The organism is Streptomyces sp. NPDC017225, assembly GCF_044331465.1.
Classification (GTDB): Bacteria; Actinomycetota; Actinomycetes; order Streptomycetales; family Streptomycetaceae; genus Streptomyces.
The window spans coordinates 47,015-61,676 of the sequence record NZ_JBIRNE010000010.1; the positions used below are offsets into that span (position 1 = coordinate 47,015).

Genomic DNA, 14,662 nt, shown 5'->3' on the forward strand with positions numbered 1-14,662 from the left:
TTTCCTTTGTAACGGTGCGGCCCCCGGTGACCTGCGCACGCCAGGTCTGGGTGAGGATGTCAGCATCACGTAAGCATCTGGAGGGGAACCCAGTAATGAGTCACAACCAGCCGGGCCCGTACGGCGGGCAGCCCCAGCAGCCCGGACCGTACGGCCAGCCGGGGCCGTACGGCCAGCAGCCGCCGCAGGCTCCCCAGCCCGGCTATGGCTACCCCCAGCAGACGCCGCCGCCCGCCCAGCCGGGCTACGGCTACCCGCCCCAGCAGGGCGGTGTCCCGCCGCAGACTCCCCCGTACGGCCAGCCGCAGCCGCCCTACGGCCAGCAGCCTCCGTACGGGCAGCAGCCGCCCGGCCAGCCCCCGTACGGCATGCCCCAGCCCCCGGCCCCGGGTGGCGGCAAGAAGAAGGCGGGCCTGATCATCGGCGCGGTCGCCGTCGTGGCGGCGATCGGCGTGGGGGCTTACTTCGTGATCGGTGGCGGCGGGGGCGCCGGCGGCTCGGGCATCGCCGACGACGGCCCGCACAAGCTGACGACTCCGGCGACGGTACTCGGTGAGTACAAGAAGGCCGAGAGCGAAAGCGGCAGCATGGACGCCGCAGACATGAAGGACGCCGAGAAGTGGGGCGTGAAGGACGCCAAGGACGTGAGCGCCTCGTACGCGGCGGAGAACGCGGAGAACCCGCTGGCGAGTAAGCAGCTCATGTTCCTGGGCGTCTACGGCACGATCGACGAGCCGGAGAAGGCCCTCGACGCGATGTTCGCCCACATGAAGAAGGAGAGCCAGGAGGGCGGCAACGACGAGGACGTGAGTTTCGTCGGGGAGCCGAAGGAGTACAAGCCCGATTCCCTCGACGGCGCCGTCATCAAGTGCCAGGACGCCAAGGTCGACAACTCCGACGGCGGGCCGAACGAGCCCAAGTCGATGACCATGACGTACTGCGCCTGGGGCGACCACAGCACGATCGGCTTCGCCATGCCGATGAGCATTCTGGACATCGCGGCCGGCAAGAAGACCGACCCGGCCGCGGCGGCCGACATCACCGCCAAGCTCCGCAAGGAAGTCCGCGTCAAGGCCTGACGCCGGAACGGCAAAGCGGAAGGGGCCCGGTCGGTCGACCGGGCCCCTTCCGCGTTCGTACGGTGGCTGCGACTACGCCGTCTTCTGCTCGCCCGGACCGCGCCCCCGCGAATCGCGCGGGATCAGCGTCGGGTTGACGTTGGAGAGGACCACGTCGGCCGTGACGACGACGCGGGCGACGTCCTTGCGGGACGGGACCTCGTACATCACGCCCTGGAGGACTTCCTCCATGATGGCCCGCAGGCCGCGGGCGCCGGTCTGGCGGAGGATGGCCTGGTCGGCGATGGCCTCCAGGGCCTCGCGCTCGAAGTCCAGCTCGACGCCGTCGAGTTCGAAGAGGCGCTCGTACTGCTTGACGAGCGCGTTGCGCGGCTCGACCAGGATCTGGAGCAGGGCCTCGCGGTCGAGGTTGTGGACCGAGGTGATGACGGGGAGCCGCCCGATGAACTCGGGGATCATGCCGAACTTGACCAGGTCCTCGGGCATGACGGCCTGGAACTGGTCCGTCGACTCCAGCTCCCGCTTGGACCGGATCGTCGCGCCGAAGCCGATGCCCTTGGCGCCGGCCCGGCCCTCGATGATCTTCTCCAGGCCCGAGAACGCACCGCCCACGATGAACAGCACGTTCGTCGTGTCGATCTGGATGAACTCCTGATGCGGGTGCTTGCGGCCGCCCTGCGGCGGGACCGAGGCCGTGGTGCCCTCGAGGATCTTCAGCAGGGCCTGCTGGACGCCTTCGCCGCTGACGTCGCGCGTGATCGACGGGTTCTCGCTCTTCCGCGCGACCTTGTCGATCTCGTCGATGTAGATGATCCCGGTCTCGGCCTTCTTGACGTCGTAGTCGGCCGCCTGGATCAGCTTGAGCAGGATGTTCTCGACGTCCTCGCCGACGTACCCGGCCTCGGTGAGCGCCGTGGCGTCGGCGATCGCGAACGGGACGTTCAGCATGCGCGCCAGGGTCTGGGCGAGGAGGGTCTTGCCGGAGCCGGTGGGGCCCAGCAGCAGGATGTTGGACTTCGCCAACTCGATGGCGTCCTCGCGGCCTTGGGCGCCGCCGTTCTCACCGGCCTGGACCCGCTTGTAGTGGTTGTACACCGCTACGGAGAGCGCCTTCTTGGCCGCTTCCTGGCCGACGACGTAGCCGTCGAGGAACTCGTAGATCTCGCGGGGCTTGGGGAGCTCCTCCCAGCGCACCTCGCTGGTCTCCGCCAGCTCCTCCTCGATGATCTCGTTGCAGAGGTCGATGCACTCGTCGCAGATGTACACACCGGGCCCTGCGATGAGCTTCTTGACCTGCTTCTGGCTCTTGCCGCAGAACGAGCACTTGAGCAGATCGCCGCCGTCACCGATGCGTGCCACGGTGTGCTTCCCCTTCGCCTGGGAGACTCCCGGCCGTCGACGTCACGTCAACGGCCGGCGGACTCCTGGTGCTGCCTTATGTCCGACGGTACCTTGCCGGGCCCCCCGTCCGGGCCCCCCTTGGCACGGTTCACTTTGACGTGGACCGTGCCAAGGAGCAGCAGACGATACCCGCTCCGTGTCAGCGAACCGACTCGTTGTTCATCTTCCGGGTGGAGATGATCTGGTCGACCAGGCCGTAGGCCAGGGCGTCCTCGGCCGTGAGGATCTTGTCGCGCTCGATGTCCTCGCGGATCTTCTCGACCGGCGTGGTGGAGTGCCTGGCCAGCATGTCCTCGAGCTGCGCGCGCATCCGGAGGATCTCGTTGGCGGCGATCTCCAGGTCGGAGACCTGACCGCGGCCCGTCTCGCTGTAGGGCTGGTGGATCAGGACGCGGGCGTTGGGCAGCGCCATGCGCTTGCCCGGCGTGCCCGCGGCCAGCAGGATCGCGGCGGCGGAGGCCGCCTGGCCCATGCACACCGTCTGGATGTCCGGCTTCACGAACTGCATCGTGTCGTAGATGGCCGTGAGCGCCGTGAAGGAGCCGCCGGGGCTGTTGATGTAGATCGAGATGTCCCGGTCGGGGTCCATCGACTCCAGGCACAGCAGCTGCGCCATGACGTCGTTGGCGGAGGCGTCGTCGATCTGGACGCCCAGGAAGATCACGCGCTCTTCGAAGAGCTTCGCGTACGGGTCGTACTCGCGGACGCCCTGGGAGGTGCGCTCGACGAAGCGCGGGATCACGTAGCGGGACTCGGCGGAGGGGCCGGTGTACTCGGCACGCATGCGGTCGTGCAGGCCGCTGCCGGGGAAGTCGTTCACAGTGTCTCCTGGAAGAAGCTGAGGCGGTCGGCTCGGGGCCGGCTGGGCGGGCGCGCTGGGCCCGCGGAGGGCTGGGCTCGGCTCCGCGGGGCCCGGGAGACCCCGGAGGCCCGCGGGGAGCGGCTCAGGCCCCCGTGCCGCCGCCGCCCGGCATGCCGGCGGCCGTGGTGATGACGTCGTCGACGAGGCCGTACTCCTTGGCCTCGAAGGCGTCGAACCAGCGGTCACGGTCCGAGTCGCGGGTGATCTGCTCGATCGTCTGACCGGTGTGCTGGGACGTGAGCTCCGCCATGCGCTTCTTGGTGTGCAGCAGCCGCTCGGCGTGGATCTTGATGTCCGAGGCGGAGCCGGCCAGGCCGGCGGAGGGCTGGTGGATCAGGATCTCGGCGTTCGGGAGCGCGAAGCGCTTGCCCGGGGTGCCGGCGCTGAGCAGGAACTGGCCCATCGAGGCCGCCAGGCCCATCGCGATCGTCACCACGTCGTTCTTGATGTACTGCATGGTGTCGTAGATCGCCATGCCGGCCGTGATCGAACCGCCGGGGCTGTTGATGTACAGGAAGATGTCCTTGTCCGGGTCGGCGGCAAGGAGCAGCAGCTGTGCGGTGATCTTGTTGGCAATGTCGTCGTCGACCGGCTGGCCGAGGAAGATGATCCGCTCGCCGAGCAGCCGGTTGTAGACCTGGTCGCCGAGGCCACCACCGATGGAGGGCTCGCCGGCGGCGGAGGGCATCAGATTCGTCACGTATCCACCTGCTCGTCTTACGACGGCGCCGGGCCGTCTCACGTGTTCTGCCGGGGCTCGGGGCCGTCCGGCCGGTTTCGGGGACTCCCCTGCCCTCGTATTCATGGACCCTAACGCGCAGGCCCTGCGGTGCCATCCCGGTTCCGCGGGTGTTCGCTGTGAGCGCATGTCGCTCCGCTGGGTGAGCGGGGTGCGGCGCGCCCGTGGCGACGCCGGTCGTGGGCGGCCCCGGGTGCCCCGTGGGCCGAGCGCGCCCACGGCGGCGGACCCGCCCGCCGGTGCCGCCCCGGCGTATGCCGACGGGGCTCCTGGGGCAGATGCCGACGGGCCCCGAGAAGCGCGTGCGTCTCGGGGCCCGTCGTTACGGCGTCACAGGTGCCGGGTGAGGGCTCAGCCCTCGGTCTTCTCGTCGGCCTTGGCGTCGGCCTTGGCGTCGGCCTTGGCGTCGGCCTTGGCGTCGGCCTTGGCGTCGGCCTTCTCGTCACCGGACTCGGTGGCCTCGGCGGCGTCGGTGGGCTCGGCGGCGGCCTCCGTGGTCTCCGCCTCGTCCGCCTCGTCCTCCTCGTCCTCCAGGTCGACGACCTCGCCGTTGGTGTCCTTGACCGTGGCCTTCTCGACCACGACGGCCAGGGCCTTGCCGCGGGCGACCTCACCGACGAGGAGCGGGACCTGGCCCTGCTCGACGACGGCCTGGGCGAACTGGTCGGGGGACATGCCGGAGGAGGCGGCGCGGCGCATGAGGTGCTCGGTGAGCTCCTCCTGGCTGACGTTCAGGTTCTCCTGCTTGACCAGCTCATCGAGGACGAACTGGGTCTTGATGCCCTTGACCGCGGCCTCGCGGGTCTCGGTCTCGAACTCCTCGGCGGTCTTGCCCTGGAGCTCCAGGTACTTCTCGAGGTCCAGACCCATCTGGCCGAGCTGGTGGTGCTCCAGGTTGTGCTTGCGGGTGTTGACCTCGTCCTCGAGGAGCTTCTCGGGGACGGGGACCTCGACCAGCTCGAGGAGCTTGTCGAGCACGCGCTCCTGGGCCTGCGTGGCCTGGTCGTACTGCTTGGTGTTGGCCAGGCGCTTGCGGCTGTCGGCCTGCAGCTCCTCCAGCGTGTCGAACTCCGACGCGAGCTGCGCGAAGTCGTCGTCCAGCTCGGGCAGCTCACGCTTGGCGACCTGGGTGACCTTGACGGTGACCTCGGCCTCCTTGCCGGCCGCCGAGCCGCCCTTGAGCTCGGAGGTGAAGGTGGCCTCGCCACCGGCCTCCACGCCCTTCACGGCGTCGTCGATGCCTTCCAGCAGCTCACCGGAGCCAATGGTGTAGGAGACGCCGTCGGCGACGCCGTCCTCGAGGACCTCGCCGTCGACCTTGGCCTGGAGGTCGAGGGTGACGACGTCACCCTCCTCGGCGGCACGCTCGACCGGGGAGGTGGAGGCGAAGCGCTCGCGCAGCTGCTCCACCGCCTTCTCGACGTCCTCGTCGCTGACCTCGATGGCGTCGACCTCGACCTCGATGCCGGAGTAGTCCGGGATCTCGATGGCCGGGCGGATGTCGACCTCGGCGGTGAAGTTCAGCGTCTCGCCGTCCTTCAGCTCCGTGATGTCGACCTCGGGCTGGCCGAGCGGGTTCAGCTCGGCCTCGTTGACCGCGTCGGTGTAGAACTTCGGAAGCGCGTCGTTGACCGCCTCCTCCAGAACCGCACCGCGGCCGAACCGCTGGTCGATGACCCGGGCGGGGATCTTGCCCTTGCGGAAGCCCTTCACCGTGACCTGCTGGTTGATCTTCTTGTACGCCGCGTCGAGGCTGTCCTTGAGCTCCTCGAAGGGCACCTCGACAGTGAGCCGAACCCGGGTCGGGTTCAGGGTCTCCACGGCGCTCTTCACGGTTCGGTCTCCTTGGTGGCTGACTTCTTGGGTTCTGCCGGAGCCAGAGAGGCATCCGGCAGGTTTCGCCGCCCGGAGACTTCAGACGCTGATGACGCACGGGCGTGCAGCTTGCATAGTAACGGCAGCGACTACACGGCCCAAAAGGCGATCACCGGAACCACCGGTCGATCACCCGGGGCGGGTCGGCCGGACGGACCGGCGGGGGCCGGGGTCGCCGGTGTGGGCCGGGTCGGCGCGGCCGGGGGCCGGGTCCGCGACGGCCGGTGCGTCGGGACTCCCCGTGGCGGGTGAGTCGGGACTCCCGGTGACCGGTGAGTCGGCACTCGCGGTGGCCGGTGGGTCAGGACCCGCGGTGGCCGGTGGGCCGCGACCGCGGTGGCCGGCGATTGGTCGGGGTGGCGGGATTTGAACCCACGGCCTTCCGCTCCCAAAGCGGACGCGCTACCAAGCTGCGCCACACCCCGTCTGGTGCGACACGTAGGGTACATGCCCCGGGCAGCGGGGGCCGCCGGGTTTCCCGAGCGTCCGTGCGTACGCGGCGCGGTCCGGAAGGGGTGTGCGGCGAGGGGGGACGACCCGCTAAGATGCCTGGAGTGCCGCGGTCACCGACCCGCGGCGCGCGCTGTGCGGGCGTAGCTCAATGGTAGAGCCCTAGTCTTCCAAACTAGCTACGCGGGTTCGATTCCCGTCGCCCGCTCCAAGAGGCCTCCGGCCCGGTCCCGCCAAGGGACCGGGCCGGAGGCCTTTGTGCGGCCCGGGCTAGAACTGGATGGAGTTGAGCGTGTCCGCTATCGAGTCCAGGAACCGCTGGATGTCGTCGGCCATGCCGGTCGAGGCCAGGAAGAAGCCGAAGAGGACCGCGACGAGCGCCGGGCCCGCCTTGATGGAGCCTCCTCGCAGCAGCACCACCAGGATGATTGCCAACAGCAGCACCACTGACAGTGAAATGGCCACAACTGATCACACCCTCGATCGGTCCGCTCTCCCGGCCCGGAGGTGCAGCGCCGCACACCTCCGCCAGGACCATCGTGCCACCAACCGGGCCCCGCTATGCGGCTGGTGACACATCATCCGGCCGGATCCCGGGTGGCGCACTCCCCCGCACACGCGGACGTACCCCTCCATCGCGCCCCGCACAGAAATTCGAGACGACGCCCGCTCGTGGAATTCCGACCGCTTCGTTTCGATGTCCACACAACGCGTTCGTAGATATTTCGAATTGTCGCGGGACGCACACCGCCGGTACATCACAGGGAAATCACAGGGTCGCCCCGCAAGCCCCCGCGGGCACATTGAAGCGGACATTGCAGCGGAGTCGCCCACCGGCCTTATGCGCGGATTGGTCATGATGAGTCATGACACGTCGGATGGCCCAGTAGCCGCTACGACGCCCGGCCACACCCGGCGATGTGGGGGCCGTCACCCGGTTGGAGAGGCCGGGTTCCCCGAAATGCGGGGTACTCGCAAGGCACTCGGGACGCGAATACGGGAATGACTTCGAAGGTTTTACGGAATCCCACGGAGAACGCTAGGGTGCCTCAGATGTTCTACGCTGCCTCGTCCCCCACCAGAGCAGTGAGGTCCTGCGACGTCCCGCCGATTATGTGGCGGGGGGTCGCATGACGAGCTCGCTGCGACCGCACGGCGACCGGAAGACGCCGTCCCCACCGGACCAGCAGACACCGGACCAGCGGACTGCCTCCCAGCAGACGCGGTCCGGCCGGCGGACCCAGCCGAACCGGCAGCGCGACGCCTTCTTCGACAACGCCAAGTACCTGGCGATCGTGCTGGTCGGTGTGGGTCACGCCTGGGGCCAGATCCTGGACGGCAACCGGACCGTGGAGACCCTGTACCGGGTCCTGTACACGTTCCACATGCCGGCCTTCATCATCATCTCCGGCTACTTCTCGCGCAGCTTCGATCTGAGCCCCAAGCGCGTCAAACGGCTGATTACCGGTGTCGCCGTGCCCTACGTCGTCTTCGAGGTCGCCTACGCGCTGCACCGCCGCTTCAGCGAGGACCCCTCCAACGACATCAGCCTGCTGGACCCCACCTACCTTCTGTGGTTCCTGTGCGCGCTGTTCGTCTGGCGGCTGACCACCCCGATCTGGCAGACCGTCCGCTGGCCGCTGCCGATCGCCCTGGGCATCGCCGCGCTGGCCTCCGTGACCCCCACGATCGGCAACGACCTGAACATGCAGCGGGTGCTGCAGTTCCTGCCGTGCTTCGTGCTGGGCCTGGTACTGCGCCCCGAGCACTTCCAGCTGGTCCGGCGCCGCTCGGTGCGGATCCTGTCCGTACCGGTGGTCGCGGCGGCCGTGGTCATCGGCTGGTGGTCGGTGCCGCGCATGGAGACCGGCTGGTTCTACCGCAACGCGGCCGTGCAGGACACGGGCGCCCCCTGGTGGTCCGGGCCGGTCCTGACGCTCGCGCTCTTCGGCTGCTCGCTGGTGCTGACCGCGTGCTTCTTCGCCTGGGTGCCGGGCCGGCGCATGTGGTTCACCGCGCTCGGCGCGGGCACGATCTACGGCTACCTGCTGCACGGCTTCCTGTCGAAGGAAGGCACCTTCGCGGGCTGGTTCCACGACCCCGCGTGGGACGAGCCGCTCGGTGCGGTGCTGTTGACCGTCCTCGCGGCCGCCGTCATCACCCTGCTGTGCACCAAACCCGTCCAGCGGGTCCTGCGGTGCGTGGTGGAGCCGAGGATGGACTGGGCCTTCAAGCGGGATCCGGGCCAGGACGCCCGGGACCGCGAGCGGCGGGAGAAGACCGAGGCGCATGCGGCTCCTGAGGCCCCTGAGGCGCGAGTGCCGAGCGAGACCGGCGAGAAGGTCTCGGTCTAGGCCCCGTCCGCTCCGAGCGACTCGCTTCAGGTGTCCGTTCCCGGATCGACCAGGCCGAGAAGTACGCGCATCCGCGCGTACTTCTCGGTCAGCCGTGTGCGGGTGGCCTCGTCGAGGACCGCGAGTCGTACGGGATCGGCGTTGTGCGCCAGGTCCGCCTCCTTGACCAGCGGCGCGCCGGGCGTTCCGAGGACGCGTGCGGCGTACGCCTCGGGCGGCTCCCCGGCCCGCTTGGTGAGGGCGAGGACGATGTCCTTGGTACGAGGGCTCAGCGCGGCCTCCCGCAGCCATCGCTCGGACAGCGCGTCGTCCTCGACCGCGTCGTGCAGCCAGGCCGCCGCGATCTGCCCGTCGCCCCCGCCACGCCGTCGCACGCCCTCGGCGACGGCCCGCAGGTGCTCGGCGTACGGCCGGCCCGCCTTGTCGGTCCGGCCGGCGTGGGCGGCACGGGCGACTGCCTCCACCTCGGCGAGGGAGAGCCACCGGGCGGGCCCGGAGGCAGGCTCGGAAGCGGTCTCGGAGGCGGATTCAGCAGCGGGCCCGGAGGCTGGCTTGGGAAGGGGCTCGGAGGCTGGCTCCGGAAGGGGCCCGGAGGCTGGCTCCGGAAGGGGCTCGGAGGCTGGCTCCGGAAGGGGCTCGGAGGCTGGCTCCGGAAGGGGCTCGGGCGTGTGGGAAGGGGTGTGGGACACGCGGTCCAGTGTGTCAGTCCGCCGCCGTCTGGGACTGGGCCGTCGGGCCCTCCCGGCAGATCAGCAGAAGCGCCCGGTCGTCGTTGACGTCCTTGGCCACCGCCTCGATCAGATGCCAGGCGGCGCCGTGGAAGCCGCCCGCGACATAGCGGTCGGCCTCGCCGGTGAGGCGGTCGATGCCCTCGGTGATGTCCCGCTCGGAGGTCTCCACCAGGCCGTCCGTGAACAGCATCAGCACGTCTCCGGGGCGCAGTGAGCCCTTCACCGGGTCGAACTGCGCCCCGTCGTACACACCCAGCAGCGGTCCCTCGGCCGACTTCTCCTCCCAACGGCCCGTGCCCGCGCTGAGCTGGAGGCCCGGCGGATGTCCGGCGGAGTACAGCTCGTAGTCCCCGGAGTCGAGTTCCAGGACGAGGTGGATGGAGGTGGCGAAGCCCTCGTCCCAGTCCTGGCGGAGCAGGTAGCCGTTGGCCGCCGGCAGGAACGCGTGCGGGGGCAGGCTGCCCAGCAGCCCGCCGAACGCCCCCGACAGCAGCAGGGCGCGCGAGCCCGCGTCCATGCCCTTGCCGGAGACGTCGGTGAGGACCACCTCGAGCGTCCGGCCGCCGTTGGTACGGGCGGCGACGACGAAGTCCCCCGAGAAGGACTGTCCGCCGGCCGGGCGCAGCGCCATCTCCCGGTGCCAGCCCGGCGGCAGCTGGGGCAACTTGCTCTGGACGCGGATGCGTTCGCGCAGGTCGAAGAGCATGGTGCCGCCGCGCCGCCAGGGCACGCCGACCCGGCTGCGGAACTGGGCGACCAGCAGCCCGAAGAAACCGCAGGCCGCGACGACCAGGACCACGCCGGGGGTGACCCGGGAGGGGCCCTCGGTGTAGGGGCCCAGTTGCACCGACTCCACGATCAGCGCCGTGGCCGCCGCCGCGTACAGGCCGAGCAGGCTCGCCGGGCGCAGCAGCAGGCCGCCCGCGACGATCGGCAGGACCAGAGCGGCCGGTGAGCACCACACCGAGTTCGCCATCGTGGTGGCCGCGATGACGGGGATCATGGCCAGCAGTCCGGCCAGGGCGATCCAGTCGGAGCCGTCGCCGCGGAAGTAGTCGACGGCGGATCTGCGCACGCCGACGCGGGCCCGGTGCCATTGCTTCTTCCACCGGGCCGTGAACGTGTCGGCTTCCGCGCGCCGCTGTCGTCCTGCTGCCATTAGTTCGGGACCCTATCCATCGGACCGGGCGCTTGGCACGGGAGGTCCTACTTGTCCCCCGTCCGGGGCCCATGACTTCACAGTGAACTTCACGAACGGCCGTCGCGCCGCCACCTGCCGGAAATTCCCTCGCCCGCTCCCCGGGGCCCTGGTACGCATGGCCCATGGGCATTGGTGTGGGTGATGACGGTGACGGCGGCACGAGGACCGAGCTGCGGGTACTGGAGCGGGACGAGTGGAACAAGTGGTACGGGACGCTGATCCGTGCCTTCAGCGGCGTTCCGGAGTCGGCCGAGGAGTTGGAGCTGTACAACGCGCTGACCGAGGTCGACCGCTCGCTCGGCGCCTGGGAGGGCGACGAGTGCGTCGGGACGGCCGGGGCGTTCGGCTTCCGGATGACCGTGCCGGGCGGTGCTCAGGTGCCCGCGGCGGGCGTGACGATGGTCTCCGTCGCCGGCACGCACCGCCGTCGGGGGGTGCTGTCGTCGATGATGCGACGGCAGCTGGACGACGTACGGTCCTGGGGTGAGCCGTTGGCCGTGCTGACGGCCTCCGAACCGGCGATCTACGGCAGGTTCGGGTACGGCGCCGCGACCTTCCAGGTCAACGCCGAGATCGATACGGACCGGGTGCGTCTGTCGGTACCGGACGGCACGGATGACGTACGGCTGCGGTACGCGGAGCCCGCGGACGTCCTCGACGCGTGCGAGGCGGTGTACGCGCGGCTGGTGCCCGGCCGGCCCGGGATGCTGGCCCGTCGGCCCGGCTGGGAGCGGGTGGGGCTGCTGGATCCGGAGAGCAAACGGGAGGGGGCCTCGCCGCTGCAGTGCGTGGTCGCCCGGCGGGACGGCGAGGTCACGGGGTACGCGCGGTTCCGGGTGCGGCCGGGCTGGGGGGCCGAGGGGCCGGCCGGCACGGTGGTGCTGGAGGATCTGGCCGGGCTCGACCCGGCGACCGACGCGGCGCTGTGGCGCTTCCTGTTCGGCATCGACCTGACGACGACGCTGGCCGTGCGCGGGCGGCCGGTCGACGAGGCGTGGCAGCACCAGGTGTCGGACATCCGGCGGTGCCGGCCGGGGCTGCGGGACGCGCTGTACGTACGGCTGGTGGACGTGGGGGCCGCGCTCACGGCGCGGACCTACCAGGCGCCCGTGGACGTCGTCTTCGAGGTGGAGGACGCCTTCTGTCCCTGGAACGCGGGGCGTTGGCGGCTGTCCGGGGACGCGAAGGGGGCGTCCTGCGAGCGTACGTCCGACGCGGCGGATCTCGCCCTGTCGGTGCGGGAGTTGGGGGCGGCGTATCTCGGCGGCGTGAGCCTGGCTTCGCTGGGCGCGGCCGGGCGGGTGCGGGAGGTGCGGCGCGGGGCGCTGGCGGAGGCGTCGGTGGGGTTCGGGTCGGACGTCGCGCCGTGGTTGCCGCACGGCTTCTGACGGCCGGCGCCTATGTCGCCCCGCGCTGGCAGGACGGGCACCAGAAGAGGTTGCGGGCGGCGAGGCCGGCGGTGCGGACGGTCTCGCCGCAGAGGTGGCAGGGCTGGTTCGCCCGGCGGTAGACGTAGACCTCGCCGCCGTGGTCGTCGACGCGGGGCGGGCGGCCCATGGCCTCGGGGGTGTGTTCGGGGCGGACGGTGTCGATGCGGTTGTTCCGGACGCCCTCGCGCATGAGTTCCGTCAGGTCCCGCCAGATCGCGTCCCACTCGGTGGGAGTGATGTCCCGGCCGGGGCGGTACGGGTCGATGCCGTGGCGGAAGAGGACCTCGGCGCGGTAGACGTTGCCGACGCCGGCGATGACCTTCTGGTCCATGAGCAGGGCGGCGACGGTGGTGCGGCTGCGGGAGACGCGGCGGTACGCGGCCCGAGGGTCGGCGTCCGGGCGCAGCGGGTCGGGGCCGAGGCGGTCGTGTATCGCCTGCTTCTCGGGCTCCGTGATCAGGGCGCAGGCGGTGGGGCCGCGGAGGTCGACGCAGGCCGTCTCGTTGAGGAGGCGGAGGCGGACGGTGTCCGTGGGGGGCGGTGCCGGGGTGGCTCCGAAGGAGACCTTGCCGAAGAGGCCGAGATGGATGTGGACCCAGTCGGCGGGCTCGGGGGGACCGGCGGGCTCGGGCTCGGCGCACACGGGCTCGGCGGCGCCGAAGCCGAGGAAGAGGTGTTTGCCGTGGGCCTCGGTGCGGGTGAGCGGGGTGCCGTTGAGGAGGGCGGCGGCGTCGGAGAACTTGCCCTGGGGGCTGGAGGCGTGCACCGGCCTGCCGGCGAAGGCCGCGGCGTAGTCCTTGGCCAGTCTGTGGATCGTGTGCCCTTCTGGCACGGGGTCGTCCTTCCTGCGTTCTGCCCACCCGCCCGGCTCGGCCGCCCTCCGAGCCCCACGGGCCGCGCCCCGGGTGTCGTCTCCGGCCCTCCCCAGCGCTCGCGCACCGGGGAGGGGAGGGAAACACCGGGGGGCAGACCTACTGCTGGGGGTGGTGCGGCGGGACGGGGGGAAGGTCGCCCGTCGTCTCGTAGGACGTCAGCATGTCGATGCGGCGGATGTGGCGTTCGTCGCCGGAGAACGGGGTGGCGAGGAAGGTCTCGACGAACTTCGTCGCCTCCTCCCGCGTGTGCATGCGGGCGCCGACGGCGACGACGTTGGCGTCGTTGTGCTGCCTGCCGAGGGACGCCGTCTCCTCGCTCCAGGCCAGCGCCGCGCGCACGCCCTTCACCTTGTTCGCCGCGATCTGCTCACCGTTGCCGGAGCCGCCGATCACGATGCCGAGGGCGTCGGGGTCCGCGGCCGTACGCTCGGCGGCGCGCAGGCAGAAGGGCGGGTAGTCGTCCTGGGCGTCGTAGATGTGCGGGCCGCAGTCGACGGGCTCGTGGCCCGCCGCCCCGAGCCACTCGACGAGGTGGTTCTTGAGTTCGTAGCCCGCATGGTCGGAGCCGAGATACACGCGCATGCGTCGAGTGTGACACGCGGGTCCGGGGGCGGCAGCGTCGGGTGCGACACCGAGTCAACGGGCGTACGACCGCGCTGCTGCCACTGCTCGTCGCGGCGCTCGTCCTCGGCGTCGCCTTCGTCAAGCAGAGGGCCGTCAAGCAGAGGGCCGTCGGGCGGAAGGCCACCGCGCGGCGGGCCGGCGAGCAGCGGGCCACCGCCGGTGAGGACTGACGGCCGCCGGGACGCGAGAGGCGCTCGCCGGGACGCGAAAGAGGCTCGCCGGGTCGCTGTTGCGATCAGGCGAACCTCTTTCGGTGGCGCTGCCGCGGTACTACCGCTTGTCGACCAGCTTCCACGCCGTGGGCAGTACGCCCATCGCCAGGGCGGCCTTCAGCGCGTCCCCGATCAGGAACGGGGTGAGGCCGGCCGCGATCGCGGCGGTGAGGGACATGTCGGCGGCGAGGGCCAGGTACGGGACGCCGACGGCGTAGATGACCGCCTCGCCCAGCAGGATCGTGCCGGCCGTGCGCAGCATCGAGCGGTCGGCGCCGCGGCGGGCCAGGGCGCCCACGACGGTGACGGCGAGCAGCATGCCGAAGACGTAGCCCAGCGACGGGGCGCCGGTGCCGGAGCCGCCCTCCGCGAACCACGGCACGCCCGCCATGCCGACCAGCGCGTACAGCGCGAGCGAGAGCAGGCCGCGGCGGGCGCCGAGCGAGGTGCCGACGAGCAGCGCCGCGAAGGTCTGGCCGGTCACCGGCACCGGGGAGCCGGGCACGGGCAGCGCGATCTGGGCCGCGAGGCCGGTGAGAACGGCACCGCCGGCCACCAGTGCGACGTCCCGGACTCGGGAGGAGGGGATGAGGTCGGCGAGGACCTGCCCGGTGGGGGTCCCCCCGCTCGAAGAGTGGGGGAGGGCGGGGACGGCAGCGGTGCTCATGGGGACTCCGCGGTGGTGTGGACATGTCGGATCACCGCGACGCTATCCCAGCGGACCGGGCCCGATCACCGGCAGCGCTCGACAAAGGCGCGTTCGACGCCTTGGTGGGCTCCCGACAAAGGAGACCGGATACACGTGGTCGCGCGTGAGACCGGTCACCGA

Annotated in this window: 13 protein-coding genes, 2 tRNA genes and 1 pseudogene; 5 read left to right on the top strand and 11 right to left on the bottom strand. The window is 70.8% G+C overall.

All coding sequences use genetic code 11. The features are described from left to right. The first annotated feature begins 95 nt into the window (after window positions 1–95). On the top strand, window positions 96–1,079 hold the full coding sequence (locus ACH4NX_RS22130; protein ID WP_398128657.1) for a hypothetical protein: 984 nt from the start codon (window positions 96–98) through the stop codon (window positions 1,077–1,079). 72 nt (window positions 1,080–1,151) lie between these two features. Here the strand turns inward: ACH4NX_RS22130 and clpX are convergent, their stop codons facing one another. The 5 genes and pseudogenes from clpX to ACH4NX_RS22155 form a co-directional block, all read right to left on the bottom strand. Beyond that, window positions 1,152–2,438, bottom strand: coding sequence for an ATP-dependent Clp protease ATP-binding subunit ClpX (gene clpX / locus ACH4NX_RS22135; RefSeq protein ID WP_351387859.1), 1,287 nt, complete (start codon window positions 2,436–2,438; stop codon window positions 1,152–1,154). 181 nt (window positions 2,439–2,619) lie between these two features. Then, on the bottom strand, window positions 2,620–3,300 hold the full coding sequence (locus ACH4NX_RS22140; protein WP_351387857.1) for an ATP-dependent Clp protease proteolytic subunit: 681 nt from the start codon (window positions 3,298–3,300) through the stop codon (window positions 2,620–2,622). A gap of 124 nt (window positions 3,301–3,424) precedes the next feature. After that, window positions 3,425–4,030 carry an ATP-dependent Clp protease proteolytic subunit gene (locus ACH4NX_RS22145; protein WP_031040345.1) on the bottom strand — a complete coding sequence of 202 codons (606 nt, stop codon included), beginning with the start codon at window positions 4,028–4,030 and terminating at the stop codon, window positions 3,425–3,427. A gap of 480 nt (window positions 4,031–4,510) precedes the next feature. Further along, window positions 4,511–5,914, bottom strand: a pseudogene (gene tig / locus ACH4NX_RS22150) (trigger factor); the annotation flags it as partial. Between the two features lie 390 nt (window positions 5,915–6,304). Next, window positions 6,305–6,381 (bottom strand) — tRNA-Pro (locus tag ACH4NX_RS22155). A 162-nt stretch (window positions 6,382–6,543) separates the two neighbouring features. On the opposite strand from ACH4NX_RS22155, the gene ACH4NX_RS22160 reads away from it, so the two are divergent. Continuing rightward, window positions 6,544–6,617, top strand: a tRNA-Gly gene (locus ACH4NX_RS22160). A gap of 59 nt (window positions 6,618–6,676) precedes the next feature. Here the strand turns inward: ACH4NX_RS22160 and ACH4NX_RS22165 are convergent. Next, the gene (locus ACH4NX_RS22165) at window positions 6,677–6,871 is read right to left on the bottom strand and encodes a hypothetical protein (RefSeq protein WP_351387852.1); all 195 of its coding nucleotides are present in this window, start codon (window positions 6,869–6,871) and stop codon (window positions 6,677–6,679) included. A 665-nt stretch (window positions 6,872–7,536) separates the two neighbouring features. On the opposite strand from ACH4NX_RS22165, the gene ACH4NX_RS22170 reads away from it, so the two are divergent. After that, window positions 7,537–8,760, top strand: a complete 1,224-nt coding sequence (locus ACH4NX_RS22170; protein ID WP_398128656.1) for an acyltransferase family protein — start codon at window positions 7,537–7,539, stop codon at window positions 8,758–8,760. 26 nt (window positions 8,761–8,786) lie between these two features. Here ACH4NX_RS22170 and ACH4NX_RS22175 read toward each other — a convergent pair whose 3' ends face one another. Both ACH4NX_RS22175 and ACH4NX_RS22180 read right to left on the bottom strand, forming a co-directional pair. Then, the gene (locus tag ACH4NX_RS22175) at window positions 8,787–9,224 is read right to left on the bottom strand and encodes an HD domain-containing protein (RefSeq protein ID WP_398128655.1); all 438 of its coding nucleotides are present in this window, start codon (window positions 9,222–9,224) and stop codon (window positions 8,787–8,789) included. 238 nt (window positions 9,225–9,462) lie between these two features. Then, window positions 9,463–10,650 (bottom strand): PP2C family protein-serine/threonine phosphatase, encoded by a 1,188-nt coding sequence (locus ACH4NX_RS22180; RefSeq protein WP_351387845.1) that lies wholly within the window; start codon window positions 10,648–10,650, stop codon window positions 9,463–9,465. A 164-nt stretch (window positions 10,651–10,814) separates the two neighbouring features. Here ACH4NX_RS22180 and ACH4NX_RS22185 point away from each other — a divergent pair, with 164 nt between their 5' ends. Further along, window positions 10,815–12,080, top strand: coding sequence for a GNAT family N-acetyltransferase (locus ACH4NX_RS22185; protein WP_351387842.1), 1,266 nt, complete (start codon window positions 10,815–10,817; stop codon window positions 12,078–12,080). 10 nt (window positions 12,081–12,090) lie between these two features. On the opposite strand, the gene ACH4NX_RS22190 is transcribed toward ACH4NX_RS22185, so the two are convergent. Beyond that, entirely contained in the window at window positions 12,091–12,954 is an 864-nt protein-coding gene (locus tag ACH4NX_RS22190; protein ID WP_351387840.1) for a DNA-formamidopyrimidine glycosylase family protein, read from the bottom strand. A 139-nt stretch (window positions 12,955–13,093) separates the two neighbouring features. After that, on the bottom strand, window positions 13,094–13,579 hold the full coding sequence (locus ACH4NX_RS22195; RefSeq protein WP_351387838.1) for a ribose-5-phosphate isomerase: 486 nt from the start codon (window positions 13,577–13,579) through the stop codon (window positions 13,094–13,096). 41 nt (window positions 13,580–13,620) lie between these two features. Between ACH4NX_RS22195 and ACH4NX_RS22200 the strand changes: the two genes are divergently transcribed. Continuing rightward, a complete protein-coding gene (locus ACH4NX_RS22200; protein WP_398128654.1) occupies window positions 13,621–13,791 on the top strand; it encodes a hypothetical protein in 171 nt (56 codons plus the stop codon). A gap of 100 nt (window positions 13,792–13,891) precedes the next feature. On the opposite strand, the gene ACH4NX_RS22205 is transcribed toward ACH4NX_RS22200, so the two are convergent. Further along, window positions 13,892–14,500, bottom strand: coding sequence for a biotin transporter BioY (locus ACH4NX_RS22205; protein WP_351387833.1), 609 nt, complete (start codon window positions 14,498–14,500; stop codon window positions 13,892–13,894). Window positions 14,501–14,662 lie beyond the last annotated feature (162 nt).